Consider the following 23191-nt stretch of genomic DNA (forward strand, 5'->3'; position numbering starts at 1 on the left):
ATGATGCGGGCCCAGGGGATCAACCCTGGGCCCGCATCCGTCACTTGACGCCGAGGAGCTGCTCAATCGGGTCGATGGCGAAGTAGACGACGAACAGCAGCGAGACACCCCACAGCAGCCAGTGCACCTCGCGGGCCCTGCCGAGCGCGGTCTTGATGATGACGTACGCGAGGAAGCCGGCGCCGATGCCGTTGGTGATGGAGTACGTGAACGGCATGACGGCGATGGTCAGGAACGCCGGGATCGCGATGTCGTAGCGGTCCCAGTCGATGTGCTTGACCTGCGTCATCATCAGGAAGCCGACGGCGACGAGCGCGGGCGCCGCCGCCTGCATGGGCACGATGGTCAGCACCGGGGTGAGGAAGAGGGCGATGGCGAACAGGCCGCCGGTGAACAGGTTGGCGAAGCCGGTGCGGGCGCCCTCGCCGACACCCGCCGCCGATTCGATGTACGTGGTCGCGGAGGAGGCCGACGCGGCACCGCCCGCCACCGCCGCCGCACCGTCGATGAGCAGCACCCGACCAAGACCCGGCACCTGGCCCTGCTCGTCGAGCAGGTCGGCCTCCGCCGTGACACCGACGACCGTGCCCATGGTGTCGAAGAAGTCGGACAGGATGAGCGTGAAGACCAGCAGCACCACGGTGACGACGCTGACCTGACCGAAGGCACCGAACACGTCGAACTGGCCGAGCAGCCCGAAGTCTGGGCTGTCCACGAGGGTGTCCGGCAAGTCGGGCGTGGTCAGCCCCCACGTCTTGATGTCCGCCGCTTTGTTCAGGACCAGGGCCAGAACGGTCGTCACGACGATGCTGATGAGGATCGCGCCCTTGACCTTGCGGGCGAGCAGCACGATGGTCAGCACGACCCCGAAGCAGAACACGAACATCGGCCAGCCGGTGAGGTTGCCGGTGCCGAGCTGCACCGGCACGGTCGTGTTCGCGGCATCCGGGATACGGGTGACGAACCCGGCGTCGACAAAGCCGATGAACGCGATGAACAGGCCGATACCGACGCTGATGGCCTGCTTGAGAGGCTGCGGGATGGCATGCATGACCGCCTCACGAAGACCGGTCAGGACCAGCACGCAGATGATGATGCCTTCGAGGACGATCAGGCCCATGGCGTCGTCCCACGTCATCAACGGGGCGAGCTGGAAAGCGACGACCGCGTTGAGACCGAGTCCGGCCGCGAGCGCGAGCGGGAGGTTGCCGCCGATGCCCATGATGACCGTCATCACGGCGGCCACGAGCGCGGTGGCCGTGACCAGCTGGGCCGGGTCGAGCTCGGCGCCGGTCTTGTCCTTGGCCCCGCTGAGGATGATCGGGTTGAGCACGAGGATGTACGCCATCGTGAAGAACGTGGCGAATCCACCGCGTATCTCCCGGCCGTAGGTCGATCCGCGTTCACTGATGCGGAAGAAGCGGTCGAGCGGACCGCTGGGGAGACGGGGTCCGCTGGGTGCCGGGAACGCGTCGTTCGGCGCGCCGGTCGCGCTGGGTTTCATCAACTCTCCAGGATGTGCGCATGACTTGGGGGCGCATGGAGCGTGCGCGGGTGAACGCATCCGGAATCAGGGGACTGTTGGATGAACATCCGACTCCGTCGTCGGCGGCGTGATGCGCGAACGCACATGCGAAGCGTTGTGGATCATACGGACGGAAGGTCGGCGATGCGCGCTCGAACGCCCCGAACCGGCAATGGTTGCAAGGACGTTATGGAGATTCTGCGGCTTCGCCCCGCGCTCACTGGATGTATGCACGAAAAACGGCCCTGGATCTATGCACGAAATGTGGGGTCTGTGGAACGCACAGTAGCCAAATCGATCATCTGTCTCTATTATCCCGGGCTGTGCCTGGTCCCCCCTCCCATGACCCGCCCCCGCCCTTCGACGCCGGCGCCGCGCGCCGCATCCGCGAATCCCTCGGCATGGCCCCCGGCCATGTCGCGCACGGCATGCGCGCCTCGTTCGGCATGGGGCACATCACCCCCGACACGATCACTGCCTGGGAACGCGGGGTCGCCGCGCCCAGCCCGGGCGAACTGGCCGCACTCGCGGCCGTGCTGTGGTGCGAGCCGACCCAACTCATCGGCACACCACGTGCGTTGAGAGAGCACCGGCTGATCCGCGGCTACGCCGCCGTCGATGTCGCCCGCGCGGTCGGCATGGACACCGCCGAATACGAGACCGCCGAGCGCACCGGCGTATGGACGGGCGACGCGCGCCAGTCGGGAGCGCTCGCGTCCGTGCTCGGGCTCTCCGTGCGCGACCGTCTTGCGGTCACGGGCGGGAACGGCCGCCTGGCCGAACTGCTCGGCGAGGCGGTCAGCACCCGCTGGCAGGCGCACTCCCGAGCCCTCGCGAAACTGACCGGTATCGACCGAAAGATGCTCGAAGCGCCGCTGCGCTTGATGCACCAGGAGTACCAGAACCTGATGACCGCGACCCTGAGCCGGGGGATGGTCGGCAAGTCCGCGTCCGGCGAGCAGGGTCGGGCCTATCTGGAGGGCATCGTCGACCGCTTCTGGACGCTGATGGACATGTGACGGCGCCAGGCGTCCGTGCCAGGTGCCCTGCGCCTCCGGCCTTCAGGGTGAGGTCGCGTAGCGGGTGCCGACGTTTCCTGCGTGCCATTCGTGGTTGCCGCCCACCCAGTTCGACAGGCCGGTCATGAAGCGGGCGAGGAGCGGATCGGTGGCGGAGAGCACGGCGGCCTGTTCCTCGAAGAGGCGGACGAGGTCGTTGTGGACCTCGATCGACTTCTGGAAGGCGTCCTCGATGGAGCAGTCGTCCTCGGCGGCGATCACGGTCGGCAGGCTGTAGTGGAAGCGCCCGCTCTGCTGCTCCTTGCGCAGCGAGTAGAGGTCGTTGCAGATGGTCGAGGCGTTGGAGGAGAGGGCGACGGCGCGCTGCACCGCGGGTTCGGCGAAGAGCTGGGCGGGCAGTTCGTAGCCGCCGACGGCGTCGGTGATGGTCAGGCACGGGCGGAAGTTGTTGAACTGCCGCTGCACCAGGTACTCCCACACCGCCGGGGTGCGGCGTTCGCTGATGCAGTCGCCCTCGGCGTTGTAGCCCAGGTAGAGGCCGGCGATGTCGTGCCGGAAGCGGTGGGCCTGCGCCGGGGTGACCAGGGCGCGGAAGTGGTCCATGGCCGAGCGCATCGAGCGCAGGGCCGGGTGGGAATCCACTCCGGACCGCCAATCGGCTTCGTAGCGTGGGGTGTTGTGGGCCGGGTCGATCGCGGACTGGGCGACGGCGAGTGCCGCGCCGCGCCGGTCGGCGCTCCCCCCGTACTCCGCCTCGCAGAAGTAGTCGTCCACGGCGTTCTCGCCCACCAGCAGGCGGGCCGCGGCCATGAGGTGGTCGATGTCCGGCGCGTCTGGGTGGCACAGGACGACCGACCGCCCCGGGTCGAAGCCGACAAGGGCCTCCCGGTGATCGGTGTCCGGGTAGAGGGCCACCTCGTTCTCGGCCCACTCGACGAGACGGTCGTTGACCTCGTCGGCCAGCGCACGGTCGTCCCGTACGGCGGGTGGGCAGTAGAGGCCCTCGATCCGTTGCGATGACGGCGACATCGGCGATGGTCCGGCCGCGGGCGGCGCCGACGCCGACGCCGACCCCGATTCCGGTTCCGCGGCAGGCGTGAGGCGCAGGGAGCCGGTCCCGATCCCGGAAGGACCCGAAAGGAGTCGGGTCAGCAGGCTGGGCGAACCAAGGGCGTCCGCGGGCGCGTCGTTCGTACCGGGCATGGGCGCCTTCATCCGCAACTCCGTCCACGGGAGAGTCGACTCGGCTCGGTCGTCGACGCAGGCATAGCACGGCCCAGAGGGCGGATCAAGGGTGCGCCGACCTCCCCGACAGGACGCAGCAGGCACAACAACCCTGCTCATACCGGGAATTGAGGATCCGCCCCGCCATTTCTTCACGGCCTTGGACGATCTGCGACGGTTCGCTTGATTCCGGCCGTCCTCGGGCGCGGTGACTGCCGATCCCGCAGCGCGCCGCAGGCTGTTCGCGCAGGTCATCCGAGGCGTTGGGCGGGTGGCGCAAACACATGGTGTGGGCGGGAGGCCGCTCTCGACCGCCGTCGACGCGCGCTGCTTCACTTGCGGCGCGCAGCTCCTGCGGCCGGGTCCGCCGCAGGAGTCTTTCGTGTCCTGAGCAACGCACTGCCGTGGGAGGGGACCAGAATGGCGACCGCAGCGTCGGCGGAGCAGTCGGAGCAACCTGAACAGAGCGCGGGCCAGGCACAGTTGAGTCTGGGCATCGCGGCCGCCCGCAATCTGGCGACCACCACCAAGACCGTTCCGCAGATGCAGAACATCAGCTCCCGCTGGCTGCTGCGGACGCTGCCCTGGGTGGAGGTCGGCGGCGGCACGTACCGGGTGAACCGGCGCCTGATGTACGCGGTCGGCGACGGCCGGGTGACCTTCGTCCAGGAGGGCGCCGACGTCCGGGTCGTCCCCGCGGAGCTGGGGGAGCTGCCGCTGCTGCGCGGATTCGACGACTCCGAGGCGCTGCGGGCGCTCGCCGAGCGGTTCGAGCAGCGGGAGCTGGCGCCGGGCGAGGTCCTTGCCCAGGCGGGGCGGCCCGCCGACCACGTCCACCTGATCGCGCACGGCAAGGTGGAGAAGATCGGAACCGGCAAGTACGGCGAGGAGACCCGGCTCGGAGTCCTCGCCGACGGCGGCTTCTTCGGCGGCCAGGTGGTCGGGGACGAGCCCGGCGACTGGGAGTTCACCACCCGCGCGGTGACCGCGTGCACCGTTCTGGTGCTGCCCCGGCAGGCGTACGAGGAGGTCGCCGGGCAGAGCGAGGCGCTGCGGACCCATGTGCGGGCGCGCCAGGCCGAGGGGGAGCGGCCGCAGAACAGGCGCGGCGAGGCCGACATCGCGCTCGCCGCAGGGCACGTCGGCGAACCGGCGCTGCCGGGCACCTTCGTGGACTATGAACTGGAGCCCCGCGAATACGAGTTGAGCGTGGCGCAGACGGTCCTGAAGATTCACACCCGGGTGGCCGACCTCTACAACGACCCGATGAACCAGGTCGAACAGCAACTGCGGCTGACCATCGAGGCGCTGCGCGAACGCCAGGAGTACGAGCTGGTCAACAACCGCGAGTTCGGACTCCTGCACAACGCCGACTACAGCCAGCGCATCTCCACCCACTCAGGACCTCCCACACCGGACGACTTCGACGAGCTGCTCAGCATGCGGCGCCAGACCAAGGCGTTCTTCGCGCACCCGCGCGCCGTCGCCGCCTTCGGCCGCGAATGCAACAAGCGCGGCATCTACTCCGGCGACACCGAAGTCGGCGGCCACCGCCTTCCGGCCTGGCGCGGCGTACCGATCTACCCCCTGGGGAAACTGGAGGTCTCCGCCGAAGGCGCCACCTCGATCCTGGCGATGCGCACCGGCGAGGAGGCGGAGGGCGCCGTTGGCCTGCGCCAGACCGGCATCCCCGACGAATACGAGCCGGGCCTCAATGTGCGGTTCATGGGCATCAACGACCAGGCCGTCATCTCCTACCTGGTCAGCGCCTACTACTCGGCGGCCGTGCTCGTGCCCGACGCGGTCGGCGTTCTGGAAAACGTCGAGGTCTCCCGGACACCCGCCTGACACGTTGTTAAGGAGTTCTGACGATGACGATGACTCCGGAAGCCTCCTCCCGCGTGGTGCGCACCGCCTACCAGCAGGCGGTCGCGGAGTACTGGAACAAGGAGAAGGACCCGGTCAATCTGCGCCTCGGGGACGTCGACGGCCTCTACCACCACCACTACGGGATCGGCGACTGGGATCCCTCGGTCCTGGAGGGCCCCGAGGAGACCCGCGACGAGCGCGTCATCGAGGAGCTGCACCGCCTTGAGTCGGCGCAGGCGGACGTGCTCATCGACCACCTGGGACCCATCGCGCCCGGCCACCGTCTGCTGGACGCCGGCTGCGGCAGGGGCGGCACCAGCATCATGGCCAACCAGCGCTTCGGCTGCCAGGTCGACGGCGTATCCATATCCGAGTCGCAGGTCGAGTTCGCCAACGCCCAGGCCCGCAAGCGCGGCGTCGACGCCAAGGTGGCCCACCACTTCCGCAACATGCTGGACACGGGTCTGCCGTCCGGTGCCTTCCACGGGATCTGGAACAACGAATCCACCATGTACGTGGACCTGTTCGCGCTCTTCTCCGAGTACGCCCGGCTGCTGGTCCACGGCGGGCGCTACGTCTGCATCACCGGCTGCTACAACGACGTCACCGGCGGCCGCTCCAAGGCGGTGAGCCGCATCGACGAGCACTACACCTGCAACATCCACTCCCGCAGCGCGTACTTCAAGGCACTCGCCGCCAACGGCCTCGTCCCCATCAACGTCGTCGACCTGACGGCCGCGACCATCCCCTACTGGGAACTGCGGGCCAAGTCCTCACTGGCCACCGGCATCGAGGAACCCTTCCTGACCGCGTACCGCGAACGCAGCTTCCACTACCTCCTCATCGCCGCCGACCGCATCTGACCCTCGGCTCGCAGGATGAGCTCCGCGTCGGTGGCGACGCAGGGGCGGAACCTCGTCGCGATCCGGTCGAGGAGAGCGGACAGCCACCGGGAGTCCTCCGACGAGGCGTGGCACAGACGCATGCGCCGGGACTGCAGCGGGACGATGCGCAGCTCGATGAGCCGGCCCGTGCCGGGTTCGAGCGAGGCGAGACAGAGGAGCCGCAGGTCGTCGCGGTACTGCTCGTACCCCGTGATGCCCTCGTAGTCATTGATGAAATCGCCGCAGCCGTACAGGACGAGCTTGCCTCGATACGTCTCCAGGGGGCGGGGGTGGTGTGAGGAGTGGCCGTGCACGACATCCGCTCCGGCGTCGATCAGGGCGTGTGCGAAGGCGACTTGGTCCCGGGGTATGCGGTACCCCCAGTTGGAGCCCCAGTGGACCGAGACCATCGCGATGTCGCCCGGACGCTTCATCCGCCGTACGCGGTCGGCCAGTTCGGCCGCGGCGGAGTCGGAGGGGCCGGCCACGAAGCTCACCCCGCTGCGGTCTTCGGTCGCCGCCCAGTCGTGCGGAACACCGCTGGACGGCATGCCGATGGAGAAGACCAGGAGACGGTGGTTCGCTTCGAGCGGGATGATCGCAGGGCGGCTCGCCGCGGCGGCGTCCCGGCCCGCGCCCGCCGTCCGCAGCCGTGCCCCGGCCAGTGAGTCGAGGGTCTCCGCAAGACCGCGGCGGCCGAAGTCAAGGACGTGGTTGTTGGCCAGGACGCAGACGTCGGGCCGGGCGGCCGACAGGCAGGGGACGTTGGCGGGATGCATCCGGTAGTGGATGCCCTTGCCGGGCGCGAACGAGCCGCTGCGCGTGACGCTGGTCTCCAGATTGATGACGCGGGCGTCGGGCGCGGCCGCCGCAAGGGCATCCAGCGCGTCCCCCCAGGGCCACGCGAAGTCGACCGGAAGCGGAATGGGCCCGTTCACCGCCTCCGCCAGGGCGACGTACCCGTTGGCGTCCCGCATGTAGCTCTCGCGCAGCTCCGGGTCACCGGGGTGCGGCAGTATCTGGTCCACACCACGGCCGAGCATGACGTCGCCGCAGACGAACAGCGTGGTCACGCGGGCTCTCCCTGGGGTGTCGTGGGGTCGATGCGCCGATCAGTCGACGATGCCGATCAACGCGAGGGTGATGTTGTCGGGGCCGCCGGCCTCGATGGCGGACTTCCACAGTCCGAAGGCCGCCCGCCCGCCGTCGTGGGCCCGCAGCTCCTCGTCGATCGCGTCGTCGGGCACGGGGTCGGTCAGGCCGTCGGTGCACACGAGGTAGCGTCCGCCCGTGCTGAGGGGCGCCGTGCTGATGTGTGGCGTGATCGCGGTGAACCGGGGAGCGCCGCCGAGCGACTGCGTGACGATCGACGTGGTGCGCCGGCCGGGCTCCAGTGGCGGGCTGTCGTCGACGCTCATCCGGTGGAGCGCCGTATGGCCGCTGCTCACGTCGAGGACTCTGCTGTCACCGACGTTGAACACCAGCAGTTCCGTCGGCAGGACCACGATCCCCGCGACCGTCGTCCCCATGGTGATCAGCTCCGGGTCGCCGTCGGCCAGCGCGTACACGGAGTGATTGCAGGCGTTCAGCGCGTCGCGCACGGCTTCCTCGCTGTCCAGGGTGGGGCCGAGCAGAGCGAGGTGCCGGACGACGAGGCTGCTGGCGACCTCGCCGGCCGGCTGGCCGCCCATGCCGTCGGCGACCGCGACGACGAGCGGCGTACCGAGCGGGAAACCCAGTGTCTGCGGGTTCTCGGTCACGGTTCCGCACAGCGTCCAAGGCCCGACGGCCAGACTGTCCTCGTTGTGATCGCGCATGAGCCCCGGGTGGCTCAGGGCGGTGACCGTTACGTACGGCATCTCCATCCCGCCTCTCCGCCAGGGCGGGGCGCTCTCCGCACCTCCATTGTCGCGCCGCGAGCCGCCGCGGGCGCGGTCGGAGCGCGACAATGGAAGGTGCCGAACGAGATGAGGCGAGCACTGTGCTGTTCAGCGACCGTGTGGATGCCGGGCGCCGCCTGGCCGAAGCGGTGCGGCATCTGCGGAAGGAAGGGCCGGTCGTCCTGGGCCTGCCCAGAGGCGGCGTACCGGTGGCCTTCGAGGTGGCGCGGGCGCTCGGCGCCCCGCTCGATGTGATCGTGGTCCGCAAGCTCGGCGTCCCCTACCAACCGGAACTGGGGTTCGGGGCGATCGGCGAGGGCGGCGTGCGGGTCCTCAGCGACGAGATCGTGCGCCACTGCGGCATCCGGCCGGACGAGATCGCGGCGGTCCAGGCCAGAGAGGAACAGGAGCTGCTGCGGCGGGCGCGGCGGTACCGCGACGGGCGGCCCCGGAAGGCGGTCGAGGGCCGCACGGTGATCGTGGTGGACGACGGCATCGCGACCGGCGCCACGGCCGCGGCCGCCTGCCGGGTCGCACGGGCACAGGGCGCGGCCCGTGTGGTGCTCGCCGTTCCGACGGCTCCGGCGGACACGCTGGGCCGGTTGCGCGAGGTGGCGGACGAAGCGGTGTGCCTGTCCGCGCCGGACCTGTTCGGCTCCGTCGGCCAGTGGTACAGGGACTTCTCGCAGACCACCGACGAGGAAGTGATCGCCTGCCTGGCGCGGTCCGCGGCCGCCCGGTCCGGACCCGTCGAAGTCGAGGTCGAGGTCGACGCGGGCGGTATCGGTCTAGTGGGCGACCTCGCTCTGCCGGAGGGCGCCCGAGCGGTGGTGATGTTCGCCCACGGCTCCGGCAGCAGCCGGCACAGCCCGCGCAACCGGTCGGTGGCGTCGGCGCTGCGTGCGGCGGGCCTCGGCACGCTGCTCTTCGACCTGCTCACACCGGCCGAGGAGGGCGACCGGGCGAACGTCTTCGACATCGGCACGCTGGCCGCGAGGCTGTCGGGGGCCACCCGCTGGCTGCGGCGGCGCGAGTCCATGGCGATCGGCTACTTCGGAGCCAGCACCGGCGCCGCGGCGGCGCTACGGGCGGCCGCTGACGACGATGCCACCGACGACACCGCCGTCGGTGCCGTGGTGTCCCGGGGCGGCAGGCCCGATCTCGCCGCGCCCCGCCTCGGCGACGTACGCGCACCGACCCTGCTGATCGTCGGCGGGCACGACCCGATGGTCCTCGACCTCAACCGGGCCGCCCAGGCGGAACTGCGCTGTGAGAACCGGCTCGAGATCGTCCCCGGGGCCACGCACCTCTTCGAAGAACCGGGCGCCCTCGACCAGGTCGCCGACCTCGCAAGGGACTGGTTCAGCAGACACTTGACAGCAAAGGAGGGCCGGCCCGGTGCCGGCGGCCCCGGCGTGCCGGAACGGTCGCACGGGCACCGTGAGTTACCCCGCAGGGGACTCAGGCGCTCGCGCACTCGGGGCACAGCCCCCGATACGTCACCTCGACATCGGACACACGGAAGCCGAACCGTTCGGAGGGCGGCAGTGCGGTCAGCGGGTCGCCGTCGGGATGTACGTCCCGGATGGCGCCGCAGCCCGAGCAGACCAGATGCTGGTGCGGATGGTGGGCGTTCGGGTCGTAGCGCTTGGCCCGTCCGTCGGTGGCCACCTCGATCACCTCGCCGAGCGAGACGAGCTCACCGAGCGTGTTGTAGACGGTGGCACGGGAGATCTCCGGCAGCCGGGCGGTGGCGCGCGCGAGCACCTCGTCCGCGGTGAAATGGACGTGTTCGCCGTCGAGCACCTCGGCGACCACCCGGCGCTGAGCGGTCATCCGCCAGCCACGTCCGCGGAGCCGTTCGAGCAGGTCGCTCATGTCCACCAGCCTAACTTTGCGTCGTTGAGCATCGTCCGACAAATGAATCCGTACGGCGCCCTGTCTGTCGTATTGACTTGGACTTGGTCCATCGTAGGATCGGTTCCGGCCGACAGCCAAGGGACAGGGCAACAGCAGGGAAAAGCGCGTGACTTCAGCAGACGGGTCCGCACGACGCGGCATCCGGTGCACCGCTCGCCGACCATCGGTACGGCGAGCAGGCGGGAGTCCTCGGCCTGGAGCCGTTCGAGGACCAGATCCTGCTGGAGAAACCTGCCCCCGTCCACCCCGACTCCGCAGTTCTTGAGCTTTGTGATCCGCCCCGTCCGGAAGGATTCCCATGACTGAGAACCATGACGCGATCGTCACCGACCCGAAGCCGGAGGAGACAGGCGGCTGCCCGGTCGCGCACGGACGCGCACCGCACCCGACCCAGGGCGGCGGAAACCGCCAGTGGTGGCCGGACCGGCTCAACCTGAAGATCCTCGCCAAGAACCCCGCAGTGGCGAACCCGCTGGGCGAGGAGTTCGACTACGCCGAGGCCTTCAACTCCCTCGACCTGCCCGCGGTGAAACGCGACATCGCCGAGGTCCTTACCACCTCGCAGGACTGGTGGCCCGCCGACTTCGGCCACTACGGCCCGTTGATGATCCGGATGGCCTGGCACAGCGCGGGCACTTACCGCATCAGCGACGGCCGCGGCGGCGCCGGGGCCGGCCAGCAGCGTTTCGCCCCCCTCAACAGCTGGCCGGACAACGCGAGCCTCGACAAGGCCCGCCGTCTGCTGTGGCCGGTCAAGAAGAAGTACGGCCAGAGCCTCTCCTGGGCCGACCTCATGATCCTCACGGGCAACGTGGCCCTGGAGACGATGGGCTTCAAGACCTTCGGCTTCGGCGGTGGCCGCCCGGACGTCTGGGAGCCCGACGAGGACGTCTACTGGGGTCCCGAGACCACCTGGCTCGACGACGAGCGCTACACCGGCGACCGGGAGCTGGAGGACCCCCTCGGCGCCGTCCAGATGGGCCTCATCTACGTCAACCCCGAGGGCCCCAACGGCAACCCGGACCCGATCGCCGCGGCCCGCGACGTCCGTGAGACGTTCCGCCGGATGGCGATGAACGACGAGGAGACGGTCGCCCTGATCGCGGGCGGCCACACCTTCGGCAAGACCCACGGAGCGGGCTCGGCGGACAACGTCGGTCCCGACCCCGAGGCCGCCCCGATGGAGCAGCAGGGCATCGGCTGGAAGAGCACGAACGGCACCGGTGTGGGCGCCGACGCGATCACCAGCGGTCTGGAGGGCATCTGGACGAACACCCCGATCACCTGGGACAACAGCTTCTTCGAGATCCTCTTCGGCTACGAGTGGGAGCTGTTCAAGAGCCCTGCCGGTGCGTACCAGTACCGGCCGAAGGACGGCGCGGGTGCGGGCACCGTCCCGGACGCCTTCGACGCGTCGAAGACGCACGCGCCGACGATGCTCACGACCGACCTCTCGCTCCGGTTCGACCCGGCCTACGAGCAGATCTCGCGTCGCTTCAAGGACAACCCCGAGGAGTTCGCCGACGCCTTCGCTCGCGCGTGGTTCAAGCTGACCCACCGTGACATGGGCCCGATCGTGCGCTACCTCGGCCCGGAGGTCCCGGAGGAGCAGCTGGTGTGGCAGGACCCGCTGCCCGCGGTCACGCACGAGCTCGTCGACGCGGCGGACATCGCTGCCCTCAAGAGCCAGGTCCTCGCATCGGACCTGACGGTTTCCCAGCTGGTGTCCACCGCGTGGGCGTCGGCCTCGTCCTTCCGCGGCAGCGACAAGCGCGGCGGCGCCAACGGTGCCCGCATCCGCCTGGAGCCGCAGAGCGGCTGGGAGGTCAACCAGCCCGACGATCTTGCGACCGTGCTGCGAACCCTGGAGGGGATCAAGGATTCCTTCAACTCGGCGCAGAGCGGCGGCAAGCAGGTCTCGCTGGCCGACCTGATCGTGCTCGCGGGCGCCGCCGGTGTCGAGCAGGCCGCCAAGGACGGCGGCGTCGACATCGAGGTCCCGTTCACGCCGGGCCGCGCGGACGCGTCGCAGGAGCAGACGGACGTGGAGTCCTTCTCCGCGCTCGAGCCGTCCGCCGACGGGTTCCGCAACTACATCGGCAAGGGCAACCGCCTCGGAGCCGAGTACCTGCTCCTCGACAAGGCGAACCTGCTGACCCTCAGCGCTCCCGAGCTGACGGTCCTCGTCGGTGGCCTGCGCGTCCTCGGCGCCAACCACCAGCAGTCGAAGCACGGCGTCCTCACCACCAACCCCGGGACGCTGACCAACGACTTCTTCGTCAACCTGCTCGACCTGGGCACGGTGTGGAAGTCGACGTCCGAGGCCCAGGACACCTTCGAGGGCCGCGACGCCGCCACGGGCGAGGTCAAGTGGACCGGTACGCGTGCCGACCTCGTCTTCGGCTCGAACTCCGAGCTGCGCGCGGTCGCCGAGGTCTACGCGAGCGATGACGCGAAGGGGAAGTTCGTGAAGGACTTCGTCAAGGCGTGGGACAAGGTCATGAACCTCGACCGGTTCGACCTGGCCTGAGGCGTCCGACGCGTCCGAGGCAGCTGACGCGTCAGATGACGGCGTCCGGGCCGGCCCCTGTGGGTCGGCCCGGACGCCGTTCTGCGTGCGGGCGCGGACAGCGGGCGTCGTACGATCTTGAATCACCGACAGGGGAGGCCAGTTGAACACCGGCGCACCGGTTCCGGACAGCTACTACGAGCGGATAGACGAGCACCGCTACAAGCCCACCGCCCACGCGAGCGGTGCCTGGGACCCCGACGAGCTGCACTTCAGTCCGCTCGGCGGCCTCGTGGTCCACGCCATCGAACGCCATCTGGCCGAAAGGACCGAGGGCACCGGCCTGGTCATCGGCCGGATCAGCTTCGACATCCTGGGGCGCCTCGCGCTCGACGAGTGCGAGATCCAGGTGGAGACCGTCCGCCCCGGCCGCACCATCGAGCTGATCGAGGCCACCGTGCTGGTCGCAGGACGAGCGGTGGTCCGCTCCCGCGCCTGGCTGCTTGCCGCGCTCGACACGAGCGCCGTCGCGGGCGGCGCCCCGGCCCCGCTCACCCCGCCCGCCGAGGTCGCCCCGTGGGAGATGGCCGTCCTATGGCCCGGCGGTTCATCGCCTCCATCGACGTACGTCCGCTGTCCCCGCCGGAGCCGGGACGTACAACCGCCTGGATCGCCACGGCACTTGACCTCGTCGCGGGCGAGAGCGCAAGCCCGCTCGCGTCGTACGTGGGCCTCGTCGACACCGCCAACGGCATCGCCGTACGCCAGCCGCCCACCGCCTGGATGTACCCGAACGTCGACCTGACCCTGCACCTGTACCGGCAGCCCGAAGGCCGCTGGACCGGCCTCGACACCACCGTCGCCTTCGGAGACTCGGGCCACGGCGTCACCAGCACCGTCCTGCACGACGTCAAGGGACCCGTCGGCTACGCACACCAGATGCTGACGGTCAGGCCACAGCCGACCACCGGGTGAACGGCCGTTGGTGGCGCTCACCTCCACGGTGCGACCGGGTGCCGTCACCGGGTTCAGAGGTGGCTTGCCTGAACAAAGGCGAGTGAGCGGCTGAAGATGTCCTCCGCCTCGGCCTCGGTCAGTCCGTACCAGACGTGGTCGGAGCCCGGGATCGTCCAGAGTTCGACGGGTGCGCCCGCCTCCCGCAGGCGATCCGCCAGGGCCTCGCTGTGGGTGCGGCTGACCATGGAGTCGTCCTCGCCGTGTACGAGGAGCAGCGGCGGTGCGTCGGAGTGGGCCTGGGCGAGCGGGCTGGCCGCGCGGGCGAGTTCGGGCACGGCGGCGGGGGCCGCGCCGAGCAGTAGCGCTTCGGGGGATGCGGGGTTCGACGGGTCGTAGCCGCCGCGGGCGGTGGTCAGATCGCTCGGCGCGTACCAGATGACGCCGCCCGCGATCGGCGGTTCGGTGTGGGTGAGCGCGAGGAGGGAGGCGAGGTGCCCGCCCGCGGACTCTCCCCACACCACCGTCCGCCCGGTGTCGATGCCGAGCTCGTCGGAGCGCAGCGTGAGCCACCGCAGGGCGGCGCGCAGGTCGTCAAGCGGGGCGGGGAAGACGGCCTCACCGCTGAGCCGGTAGTCGACGCAGGCGACCGCGAAGCCCGCCGCCGCGATGCGCGCGAAGGGCCCGGGCGAGAACGAGCGCGTGTGCAGTCCCATGTCGTCGCGCCGCCCCCGGCGCCACGCACCGCCGTGCACGAAGAGCACCAGCGGGGCGGGCGTGGGGGATTGGCCGGCCTTTTCGGGCAGCCACAGGTCGAGTTCCAGCGGGCGGCTGCCCTCGGGCACGTCGTAGGGGATCCCGCGCAGCACGCTGACGCCCGGCTCGCAAGGGGCGGCGGGCGGCAGCGCCGCGATGTCCGGGTGAGGTACGCCGATTACCTGGAAGAGGCTGGGGCGGTCGGCCGTCACTGGGTGCTCCACTGGTGGTCGGGCAGGAAACGGACATCGTACTGCTGGGGGACGGAGGCGAATTGGTGCGGGGCGGGGACGACGGGCTCGTGGGGCAGCCCGAGTTGTTCGGCGGGTGCGCCGAGGGTCTCGAAGAACCGCTCGAAGGTGCCGCCGGGCCCGGCGGCGACGCCGACGATCTGGCTGTGGTGGCGCTCCATCCGGTAGGCGTGCGGGCAGTTCTTCGGTACGAAGCCGAAGTCGCCCGGGGTGAGGAGCTTCTCCTCCTGGTGGCCATCGGTGTCCTCGACGAACAGCCGGACCGCGCCCTGGGTGACGTAGAAGACCTCGTAGGTGTCGCGGTGCAGATGGGCCGGGATGATGTCGCCCTTGGGGCCTTCGCAGGTGAAGAAGTTGAAGGTGTTCTCGGTCTGCTCGCCGCCCGCGTAGATGGTGATCAGGTCACCGAACAGGTGGGCGCGATCGCCCTCGCCCTTCTCGATGACGTACGGCTTGCCCGGGTCCGCCGGGATGCGTGAGGCACTCCGGTGGCGAGTGGCGTACTCGATGGTCATGAGCTCTCCGGGGCGATCGGCTGCGCGGCGGGCGGTGGTGAATGTCAGGTAGCCTGACATGAGAGTTCGCTGATGGGCAAGGCCGCCGGTCATGGACTCCGTCCCGCTCCTGCCTGTCCGACCTGCGGATCCGCCGCTTCTCCGAGGACCGGATGACTGCCACGAGGACCTGATGACTTCCACCCGCAGTAACCTTCCGCAACTCCTTGGCGCGGCCCGGCGCTGGTTCGACGACGCTCTGCTCGCGGCCCTGGAGGGGGCGGGGGCGACGCCTGTGTCCCCGACCCAGGCTCAGCTCTTCGCAGTCCTTGACGAGGAGGGCACCACCGTCTCCGAGCTCGCCCGGCGCATGGGCGTCACCCGGCAGACCGCGCACCAGGCCGTACACGGACTGGTCTCCGCCGGGCTCCTGGAGCAGACCCCCGACCCCGAATCGGCCCGCCGCCGACTGATCCGTCGCACCCCGGAGGGCGAGCGCGTGCACCGCCGGGCGGAGCGCATTCTCGACGGGCTCGAGGATCAACTCGCCGAGCGGATCGGCCGGTCGGCGGTCGCGGCGCTGCGTGCGGCGCTCGAAGCGCCTTGGGGGCGGCCGCCTCAGGCGGGGGCGTAGGCGCGGGCGGCGACGTGCTGCTCGGTGACGTGGGTGAAGGCACGGGCCGCGGCGCTGCGGTAGGCGCTGTGGCGGTGCAGGAGCGTGACGGTGCGGGCCGGCAGGGGAGGATCCAACGGGACCGGGGTCAGGTGGGGGTGGTCGTGCGTGATGGCGTCGGGCAGGACCGTCGCCAGGTCGGTGCGCCGGACGATCTCGGTGAGCGCCTGGATGGAGTTGGCCTCCACCGCGATGCGTGGCCGCACCCCGTGCGCGGTGAAGTAGCCGTCGATATGGGTGCGGGTGGCGAAGTCGCCGCTGAGGAGCGCAAGTTGACGCTCCATCAACTCGCCGACGGGTAGGGGTGCTTGGCGCTCGGTGCCGGGATCCTGTGCGCCGACGACCAAGCCCAGAGTCTCGGTGAACAGGGTGGTGGCGGTGATGCCGGGGGCGTGCGGGCCGTGGAAGGCGATGCCGAGGTCCAGCTCATCGGCGAGGAGCCCGGCCTCGATGCGTTCCTGCGTCATCTCCTTGACGTCCAGCGTAATGCCGGGGTGGCGGCTGTGGAACTCCGCGGCAAGGGGGCCGACGAGGTAGGCGGTGAACGTCGGAGTGATCGCCAGTCGGAGATGCCCGCGGGAGAGATCGGCGACGTCCAGGACGGCACGCTCGGCCGCCGCGAGGTCCCGCAGGGCCCTGCGGGCGTAATGGGCATAGGTCTCGCCGGCGTCGGTGAGCCGGACGGTCCGCCCGGTGCGGTCGAGGAGCTGTGTGCCCACGGAGCGCTCGAGCTGCTTGATCTGCTGGGACAGCGTCGGCTGCGACACCCGCAGCTCCTCGGCGGCGCGGGTGAAGTTGGCGTGCTCGGCGACGGCGAGCAGATAGCGCAGATGACGGAGCTCCGGGGCCATGCCCTCCATCATAGACGCAGCTATAGATGACATCGATAGAAGTCATGGATATTACGTCTTGGACGCTATAGGTGCAGGTCGTGCATGGTGGATCTCGCCGCCCCACAGAGCGGCAGCGCCGCCCCACAGAGCGGGCAGCCAGGAAGGGAGTGACCATGCCAGACCTCACCGAGGGCGTCACGCGATTTCGGCGCGACGTCTATCCGGCAAAGGCGGAGCTCTTCGCGGAGCTGGCCGCGACGCACCGGCCGACGACGCTGTTCATCAGCTGCTCCGACGCCCGGGTGGTGCCGGAGCTGATCACCCAGAGCGAGCCGGGTGAGCTGTTCGTGATCCGCACCGCGGGCAATCTCGTCCCCGCCCACACTCCCGGCTCGGACGGCGTCGCGGCCAGCATCGAGTACGCCGTCGCCGTACTCGGCGTCACCGCCATCGTGGTGTGCGGTCATTCCGCCTGCGGCGCGATGACCGCGCTCGCCGAGAACCATGACCTGACCGCCGCTCCCGCGATTGCCGACTGGCTGCGGCACGCGGACGCCTCACGGGCCCGCGTCGACGCGGAGACCGGCGAGCGCAAAGTGGAGGCCCTGGTGCGCGAGAACGTACGCGCCCAGCTGTCGAACCTGGCCACCCACCCCTCGGTGGCCCGCGCCCTGGCCGCGCGGAAGCTCACCCTGCACGGCTGGGTCTACGACATCCCCACCGGCACCGTCGAGGAACTCGACGCCACCGGCCGCACGCCCACGCTCGTGGCCTGAACCAGAAGAACCAGAAGAACCAGAAGAACCAGAAGAAGCCGCCGCCCGTCCGGCGAGCGGCGCTCTCCCGGAAGGAACCCCCACCCATGGTGCACGCCCAGTTCGACCCCACCGCCCGTCAGACCCTGGCCACGACCGCCGTCGAGGCCAAGCTCCGCAAGGACCTGTCCTGGCAGCAGATCGCCGACGCCGCCGGCTTCTCGGTCGCCTTCGTCACCGCCGCCGTGCTCGGCCAGCACGCCCTGCCCGAGCAGTCGGCGAAGGCCGTCGTCGAAATCCTGGGCCTGGACGACGACGCCGCGCTGCTCCTGCAGACCATCCCGACCCGCGGTTCCATCGACGGCGGTATCCCCACCGACCCGACGATCTACCGCTTCTACGAGATGCTCCAGGTCTACGGCACGACGCTGAAGGCCCTGGTCCACGAGGAGTTCGGCGACGGCATCATCAGCGCGATCAACTTCAAGCTGGACGTCAAGAAGGTCGCCGACCCCGAGGGCGGCGAGCGCGCCGTCATCACCCTGGACGGCAAGTACCTGCCGACCAAGCCCTTCTGAGGCGACCACCGGCCGCCCCTGGTCATGCCTCCGGTTCGGCGGCGTCCTTGAGCTGAAGCCCGTTCTCCCAGATCTTGTTGAGCGTCGTGACGAGTCGCTCGAAGGGGATGCGCTGGCCCAGCACGAACACCATGTACGCCATACGGCTGACCATGACCGACAGCGCGTGCGCCGTCACCAGCGGATCCAGGCTGGTGTCGGCCTCGCCGTTCTCCTGCAGCGCGCTGATCAGTTTGGCGTTGCGGCGGGCGAAGGCGTTGCCGCGCTCGATGCGCAGCGCCATGAACTGCTCGTCGATCTGGGCGACTTGCTCGAACAGCGCCATCAGGCGCGCGTTCTTCTTGTACGCGCGCAGATACTCGCGGTTCGAGGCGTCGATGAGCTCGCGGGTGTCGGTGATCCCGGTGCGCTCGCGCAGGTGCGGGTGGAGCATCTCCTCCTGCACCTGCTCGACGAGCGCCTGGAAGATCTCTTCCTTGCTGTTGAAGTACGTGTAGAAGGACCCGGAGGCGACATGGGCCGCCTTGGAGATGTCCGTGATCCGGGCGTCCAGATACCCGTCACGCTCGAAGACCTCACGGGCGGCCGTGATCAGGGCGTTGCGCGTCCTGACGCCCCGTGCGCTGCGCGGTGTGATCGGTTGCTTCTGGCCGCCGTCTGCGGCCGGGGCCTGGGCAGCCAATGCGATCCATTCACTGTCGTTCGAACACATACGTAACCGGTGGCTGCGGATGCTATCAGCCGAGGCCTGCGAGGAACTCGAGGAGAGCGGCGTTCACCTCGTCGGCGCGCTCCTGCTGGATCCAGTGACCCGCCCCCTCCAGGACGACGTGGCCGCGCAGATCGGTGAGGACGCGGTCGAGTCCGTGTGTGGGCATGAACTTCCCCACGGGGTCCTTCGAGCCGGTGATGAAGAGCGACGGCTGTGCGATGAGCCGGCCGTCCAGGTGCTCGGTGAGCGCCCAGGTGCGGTCCATGTTGCGGTAGTAGTTGAGGCCGCCGGTGAACCCCGTCTCCTCGAACGCCTTCACGTAGTACGCGAGCTCCTCGTCGCTCAGCCACGGGGGAGGCGGCAGCTGCTCGTCGGGCTTCGCGGCCCACGCGGCGGAGTAGATCTCCTTGGTGACGAGGGTCCTGCGCACGTTCGCGCTCAGGGCACGGTCGGCGACGCCCGGCTCCTGGAACCACACGATGTAGAAGTCGTCGCCGAGGCGTGAGCGCAGGATCGGCAGCGGAGGGGCAGGAGCGCGCGGCGTCACCGGCACGCTCATCCCCACCACGGCGCGCACCCGCTCCGGGTACGCCAAGGCCATCTGCCAGACGATGGCGGAACCCCAGTCGTGCCCCACGAAGACCGCGTCGTCCGCCCCGACGTCGTCCAGGAGCCCGGCCAGGTCGGCGCAGAGAGTCAGTGCGTCGTACGCGTCGGCGTCCTCGGGGCGTGAACTGCCGCCGTACCCCCGCATGTCGGGGACCAGGACGCGGTGTCCCGCGGCCGCGAGCGCGCGGACCTGGTGCCGCCAGGAGAACGCGAGCTCCGGAAAGCCGTGGCACAGGACCACCGGAGGCTTGCCGGGGTGGCTCTCCCCATGCTCGAAGACCCGGAGCGTGATGCCGTTGGTCGCGACGTCCCTCGCCGCGACGCTCTCCCACTCGGTGATCGGCATGTGTGTCGTCATGTGCGGAACTCCCGCTGGTGAGGGGCGTGTTCAAAGTATTGAACTTGACGTTGGGTTCAAATATACAGGGCGGGCCACGGCGCGGAGCGCGAAGCGTTCAAAAGGAGGCCACGACAGTGAGTGTCACGACAGTGAGTGGCGGCAGTCGGACGCCGCAGCGGGAAACGGTCATCGCCCAGCGGCGGGGACCCGTGCTCGTACTGACGCTGAACCGCCCGGAGCGGCTGAACGCCTGGAACGACGAACTGGAAGACCGCTGCTTCGCGCTGCTCGCCAAGGCGGACGCCGACCCCGAGGTGCGCGCGATCGTCCTGACCGGAGCGGGGCGCGGCTTCTGCGCCGGAGCGGACATGGACGACCTGCGGCAGGTCGGCGAGGTCGGCGCGGCGACGGACCTGGCCGCGCTGGACCTGCCGAAGCGGGAGCGCCCCCGCTGGTTCCCGCTGACCCTGCGCAAACCGCTGATAGCGGCGATCAACGGGGCCGCGGCCGGCCTAGGCCTCGTCCAGGCCCTGTACTGCGACATCCGTCTGAGCACGCCGGACGCCAAGCTCACCACGGCGTTCGCGCGGCGCGGCCTGATCGCCGAGTACGGCATCGCCTGGCTGCTGCCCCGGCTCGTGGGGCCAGGACGGGCCATGGACCTGCTCCTTTCCGGGCGCGTGGTGCGCGGGACCGAGGCGTACGAGATGGGTCTGGTCAACAGGGTCGTCGAGCCGGAGCTGCTCCTCGACGCGGCGGTCGACTACGCCACGGACCTGGCCACCTGGTGCTCGCCCGCGTCCATGAGCGTCATGAAGCGGCAGGTCCTCCAGGCGCTCGACACCGACTTCGCCACGGCCGCCGGCACGGCGGACGCCCTCATGCTGGAGGCCTTCCGGCATCCCGACGCCACCGAGGGCGTCACCAGCTACCTGGAGCGCCGCGCACCCGCGTTCCGCCCCCTCGACCCCAAGTGACGCACGGAAGGCCACCGCATGCCCAACGCCGCCACAGCTGTGTGGAACCACGCCGACTCCGCGCCCGACCGCATCGCCCTGCGCGGCGAGGGCGCCGACGCGTGGTCGTACGGACGGCTCCGTGAGCGGGTCGCCGCCGTCGCGGGGCCGCCTGAGCGGCGAGCACGGCGTACGGCCCGGCGACCGAGTGCTGTTCGTCGCGCCGTCCGTGCCCGAGTTCGTCTTCGCCTGCTACGGAATCCTCGCGGCGGGAGCCGTCGCCGTCACCGCCAACACCATGGCCACGCGGCGGGATCTGGCGTACATCGGGGACGACGCGGGCGCGGTGCTCGTCCTGGGCTGGCACGGGACCACTCCGGCGCCCGAGCAGGCCGCGGACGAACTGGCGCTCCCGTACTGGGAGTTGCTGCCGGGCCTCGGGCAGCCCAAGGGCGCCCAGCTCACGCACGGCAATCTCGACGCCTGCGCGGCGAGGTTCTGCGAGGTGCACGCCATCACCGCCGATGACCGCGCCGTGACCGCCCTGCCGCTACGCCGTCCATGCTGACCCTGATCGACCGGGACCGCCCCACCTTCATCTCGGGGGTGCCCACCATGTGGAACGCCCTGCTGCGTGCCGCCGACGACACCGAAGCCGACTTCACCGGGCTGCGCGATCTCCGTACGCGACGACGAAGGGCGTGAACTGCCGCCCGGCCGGGTCGGTGAGGTGCACATGGCTGCACACCGGCGACCTCGGTGCCACGGACGACGAGGGTGACCTGCGCATCGTCGACCGCAAGAAGGACCTCGTGATCCGCGGCGGCTACAACCCGACCGGGAAGATCCTCAAGCGCGCCATCGACCCGGACCTCCCGGCGCTCCACAAGCATTGAAGTTGACATCGGATTCAACTATGGTGAGGGGACGCCAAGGCAGATTCAGCCGACTTCGCGCTACCGAGTGGGAGAGTTCGTGGAGATCAACGGGAGAGTCGCGATCGTCACGGGCGCGGCGGGCGGCATCGGTGCCGCCATCGCGCAACGCCTCCTCGAGCACGGCGCTCGGGGCGTCCTGCTGACCGACCTCGACGCCGACCGGCTCGCAGTGACGGTGAAGCGGCTGGCCGGCGCGCACGGGGCGGAGCGGGTGTCCGGTGACGCGGCGGACGCCGCGTCGACGGCAGACCTGGAGCGTCTGATCGCGGCGGCCGGTGAGCGCTTCGGTCCTGTCGACCTGTACTTCGCCAATGCCGGAGTCGGCGGCGGCCCGGGGCTCGACGCGAGCGAGGCGGAATGGAGCCGGGCACTCGACGTCAACGTGATGGCGCACGTGCGCGCAGCGAAACTCCTCGTGCCGGGCTGGGTGGAGCGCGGCAGCGGCTACTTCTTCAGCACGGCGTCGGCCGCGGGCCTGCTCACGCAGATCGGCTCGGCGACGTACGCCGTCAGCAAGCACGGAGCGGTCGCGTTCGCCGAGTGGCTCTCGGTGACGTACGGAAACGAAGGCGTACGGGTGAGCTGCCTGTGCCCGCAGGGAGTCGAGACCGAGCTGCTCATGGCGGGAACGCGGTCGGACAATCCTTCCGAACGGGCGGCCGCCCAGGCCGTGTTGGACGCGGGAGAGGTCCTTGCACCCCTCGATGTCGCCGACCGTGTGATGGAGGCGGTCGGGGACGAGCGGTTCCTCGTGCTTCCGCATCCGCAGGTGCTCGACTTCTTCCGGCACAAGGGCAGCGACTACGACCGGTGGCTGCGCGGCATGCGGCGCTACCAGGAGGCAGTGCGATGAGCGAGGAACGGGCCCGCAGCGCCGTCCTGTTCGACTTCGGCGGCGTGCTCACCACCAGCGTGGTCGCCGCCTTCGAGGAGCTGAGCGCGGAACTCGGCTGTGAGCGGCGGCTGTTGCTACGGCTCCTGTCGAAGGACGAGGAGAGCAGCGCGCTCCTTGTGGCGCACGAGGAAGGGCGTATCGGGGAGCGGGAGTTCGAGGAGGGCTTCGCCGCGCGGCTGCGGGCCCACGGCGTGCCGGCCGTGGGCGAGGGCCTGGTGGGCCGGATGCAGGCGCAACTGCGCCCGGACCCGGACATGATCGCCCTCGTGGCGAAGGTGCGGGCCGACGGACACCGCGTCGGTCTGCTGTCCAACTCCCTGGGCGACGACTGCTACGCGGGCTTCGACCTGCCCGCCATGTTCGACGCCGTGACCGTGTCCGGCGAGATCGGCGTGCGCAAGCCGTCGCGCCGCGCCTACGCCATCGCGTGCGAGCGCCTCGGCGCACGCCCTCAGGACACCGTGATGGTCGACGACCTGGAACAGAACATCACCGCGGCGCACCGCATCGGCATCGTCGGCGTCGTGCACCGCGACGCCGCGACGACGGCCGCCGCACTCGCGCGGCTTCTCGCGCCACCGGCCGACCAGTGACACCGTGAGCATCCGACCGTTGGA

23 protein-coding genes and 2 pseudogenes are annotated in these 23191 nt (G+C 70.0%); 15 read left to right on the top strand and 10 right to left on the bottom strand.

Annotated elements, in window-relative coordinates; translation table 11 throughout:
* Positions 1 to 40 precede the first annotated feature (40 nt).
* Positions 41 to 1504, bottom strand: coding sequence for an NCS2 family permease (locus AB0O76_RS27930; protein WP_365496553.1), 1464 nt, complete (start codon positions 1502 to 1504; stop codon positions 41 to 43).
* Positions 1505 to 1848: 344 nt separating this feature from the next.
* On the opposite strand from AB0O76_RS27930, the gene AB0O76_RS27935 reads away from it, so the two are divergent.
* Complete coding sequence (locus tag AB0O76_RS27935; protein ID WP_365496555.1) at positions 1849 to 2544, top strand: helix-turn-helix transcriptional regulator; 696 nt, start codon at positions 1849 to 1851, stop codon at positions 2542 to 2544.
* Between the two features lie 42 nt (positions 2545 to 2586).
* Here the strand turns inward: AB0O76_RS27935 and AB0O76_RS27940 are convergent, their stop codons facing one another.
* On the bottom strand, positions 2587 to 3747 hold the full coding sequence (locus AB0O76_RS27940) for a family 2 encapsulin nanocompartment cargo protein terpene cyclase (protein WP_365496557.1): 1161 nt from the start codon (positions 3745 to 3747) through the stop codon (positions 2587 to 2589).
* A gap of 441 nt (positions 3748 to 4188) precedes the next feature.
* Here AB0O76_RS27940 and AB0O76_RS27945 point away from each other — a divergent pair, with 441 nt between their 5' ends.
* Positions 4189 to 5616 carry a family 2B encapsulin nanocompartment shell protein gene (locus tag AB0O76_RS27945; RefSeq protein WP_365496559.1) on the top strand — a complete coding sequence of 476 codons (1428 nt, stop codon included), beginning with the start codon at positions 4189 to 4191 and terminating at the stop codon, positions 5614 to 5616.
* A 23-nt stretch (positions 5617 to 5639) separates the two neighbouring features.
* Positions 5640 to 6500 (top strand): geranyl diphosphate 2-C-methyltransferase, encoded by an 861-nt coding sequence (locus AB0O76_RS27950; protein WP_365496561.1) that lies wholly within the window; start codon positions 5640 to 5642, stop codon positions 6498 to 6500.
* Here AB0O76_RS27950 and AB0O76_RS27955 read toward each other — a convergent pair.
* Both AB0O76_RS27955 and AB0O76_RS27960 read right to left on the bottom strand, forming a co-directional pair.
* Entirely contained in the window at positions 6470 to 7594 is a 1125-nt protein-coding gene (locus tag AB0O76_RS27955) for a CapA family protein (protein ID WP_365496563.1), read from the bottom strand. The two genes, AB0O76_RS27950 and AB0O76_RS27955, sit on opposite strands and share 31 nt — an antisense overlap.
* Before the next feature lie 39 nt (positions 7595 to 7633).
* Positions 7634 to 8380, bottom strand: a complete 747-nt coding sequence (locus AB0O76_RS27960) for a PP2C family serine/threonine-protein phosphatase (protein WP_365496565.1) — start codon at positions 8378 to 8380, stop codon at positions 7634 to 7636.
* A 122-nt stretch (positions 8381 to 8502) separates the two neighbouring features.
* Between AB0O76_RS27960 and AB0O76_RS27965 the strand changes: the two are divergent.
* Positions 8503 to 9777 (top strand): annotated as a pseudogene (locus AB0O76_RS27965) (alpha/beta family hydrolase); the annotation flags it as partial.
* An 85-nt stretch (positions 9778 to 9862) separates the two neighbouring features.
* On the opposite strand, the gene AB0O76_RS27970 reads toward AB0O76_RS27965, so the two are convergent.
* Positions 9863 to 10279 (bottom strand): Fur family transcriptional regulator, encoded by a 417-nt coding sequence (locus AB0O76_RS27970; protein ID WP_365496567.1) that lies wholly within the window; start codon positions 10277 to 10279, stop codon positions 9863 to 9865.
* 340 nt (positions 10280 to 10619) lie between these two features.
* Here AB0O76_RS27970 and katG point away from each other — a divergent pair, with 340 nt between their 5' ends.
* Positions 10620 to 12851 (top strand): catalase/peroxidase HPI, encoded by a 2232-nt coding sequence (gene katG, locus AB0O76_RS27975; protein WP_365496569.1) that lies wholly within the window; start codon positions 10620 to 10622, stop codon positions 12849 to 12851.
* 142 nt (positions 12852 to 12993) lie between these two features.
* Positions 12994 to 13805, top strand: a pseudogene (locus AB0O76_RS27980) (thioesterase family protein).
* Between the two features lie 53 nt (positions 13806 to 13858).
* Here AB0O76_RS27980 and AB0O76_RS27985 read toward each other — a convergent pair.
* Together AB0O76_RS27985 and AB0O76_RS27990 are read right to left on the bottom strand one after the other, a co-directional pair.
* Positions 13859 to 14752 (bottom strand): alpha/beta hydrolase, encoded by an 894-nt coding sequence (locus AB0O76_RS27985; RefSeq protein ID WP_365496571.1) that lies wholly within the window; start codon positions 14750 to 14752, stop codon positions 13859 to 13861.
* Positions 14749 to 15306 (bottom strand): quercetin 2,3-dioxygenase, encoded by a 558-nt coding sequence (locus AB0O76_RS27990; protein ID WP_365496573.1) that lies wholly within the window; start codon positions 15304 to 15306, stop codon positions 14749 to 14751. The genes AB0O76_RS27985 and AB0O76_RS27990 overlap by 4 nt, the downstream gene beginning before the upstream one ends.
* A 172-nt stretch (positions 15307 to 15478) precedes the next feature.
* Between AB0O76_RS27990 and AB0O76_RS27995 the strand changes: the two genes are divergently transcribed.
* Positions 15479 to 15919: a MarR family transcriptional regulator gene (locus AB0O76_RS27995; protein ID WP_365496575.1), complete on the top strand. Its 441-nt coding sequence runs from the start codon at positions 15479 to 15481 to the stop codon at positions 15917 to 15919.
* Here AB0O76_RS27995 and cynR read toward each other — a convergent pair.
* Positions 15904 to 16809: a transcriptional regulator CynR gene (gene cynR, locus AB0O76_RS28000; RefSeq protein WP_365496577.1), complete on the bottom strand. Its 906-nt coding sequence runs from the start codon at positions 16807 to 16809 to the stop codon at positions 15904 to 15906. The genes AB0O76_RS27995 and cynR overlap by 16 nt on opposite strands.
* Before the next feature lie 155 nt (positions 16810 to 16964).
* On the opposite strand from cynR, the gene AB0O76_RS28005 reads away from it, so the two are divergent.
* Positions 16965 to 17567, top strand: a complete 603-nt coding sequence (locus AB0O76_RS28005; RefSeq protein ID WP_365496579.1) for a carbonic anhydrase — start codon at positions 16965 to 16967, stop codon at positions 17565 to 17567.
* Between the two features lie 86 nt (positions 17568 to 17653).
* Positions 17654 to 18124, top strand: a complete 471-nt coding sequence (gene cynS / locus AB0O76_RS28010; RefSeq protein WP_365496580.1) for a cyanase — start codon at positions 17654 to 17656, stop codon at positions 18122 to 18124.
* A 22-nt stretch (positions 18125 to 18146) separates the two neighbouring features.
* Here the strand turns inward: cynS and AB0O76_RS28015 are convergent, their stop codons facing one another.
* Both AB0O76_RS28015 and AB0O76_RS28020 read right to left on the bottom strand, forming a co-directional pair.
* A complete protein-coding gene (locus AB0O76_RS28015; RefSeq protein ID WP_365496582.1) occupies positions 18147 to 18806 on the bottom strand; it encodes a TetR/AcrR family transcriptional regulator in 660 nt (219 codons plus the stop codon).
* A 55-nt stretch (positions 18807 to 18861) separates the two neighbouring features.
* Entirely contained in the window at positions 18862 to 19803 is a 942-nt protein-coding gene (locus AB0O76_RS28020) for an alpha/beta hydrolase (protein WP_365496584.1), read from the bottom strand.
* Between the two features lie 116 nt (positions 19804 to 19919).
* On the opposite strand from AB0O76_RS28020, the gene AB0O76_RS28025 reads away from it, so the two are divergent.
* The 6 genes from AB0O76_RS28025 to AB0O76_RS28050 all read left to right on the top strand — a co-directional run bounded on the left by AB0O76_RS28025 (position 19920) and on the right by AB0O76_RS28050 (position 23167).
* Positions 19920 to 20762, top strand: coding sequence for an enoyl-CoA hydratase-related protein (locus AB0O76_RS28025; protein WP_365496586.1), 843 nt, complete (start codon positions 19920 to 19922; stop codon positions 20760 to 20762).
* A 121-nt stretch (positions 20763 to 20883) separates the two neighbouring features.
* Entirely contained in the window at positions 20884 to 21309 is a 426-nt protein-coding gene (locus AB0O76_RS28030) for an AMP-binding protein (protein ID WP_365496588.1), read from the top strand.
* Entirely contained in the window at positions 21303 to 21446 is a 144-nt protein-coding gene (locus AB0O76_RS28035) for a hypothetical protein (protein WP_365496590.1), read from the top strand. Before AB0O76_RS28030 ends, AB0O76_RS28035 begins: the two co-directional genes overlap by 7 nt.
* The gene (locus AB0O76_RS28040) at positions 21443 to 21637 is read left to right on the top strand and encodes a hypothetical protein (protein ID WP_365496745.1); all 195 of its coding nucleotides are present in this window, start codon (positions 21443 to 21445) and stop codon (positions 21635 to 21637) included. The genes AB0O76_RS28035 and AB0O76_RS28040 overlap by 4 nt, the downstream gene beginning before the upstream one ends.
* 79 nt (positions 21638 to 21716) lie before the next feature.
* On the top strand, positions 21717 to 22532 hold the full coding sequence (locus AB0O76_RS28045) for an SDR family oxidoreductase (RefSeq protein ID WP_365496592.1): 816 nt from the start codon (positions 21717 to 21719) through the stop codon (positions 22530 to 22532).
* Positions 22529 to 23167 carry an HAD family phosphatase gene (locus AB0O76_RS28050; RefSeq protein WP_365496594.1) on the top strand — a complete coding sequence of 213 codons (639 nt, stop codon included), beginning with the start codon at positions 22529 to 22531 and terminating at the stop codon, positions 23165 to 23167. Before AB0O76_RS28045 ends, AB0O76_RS28050 begins: the two co-directional genes overlap by 4 nt.
* Positions 23168 to 23191 lie beyond the last annotated feature (24 nt).

This window comes from Streptomyces sp. NPDC086554, from assembly GCF_040686095.1.
Classification (GTDB): domain Bacteria; phylum Actinomycetota; class Actinomycetes; order Streptomycetales; family Streptomycetaceae; genus Streptomyces.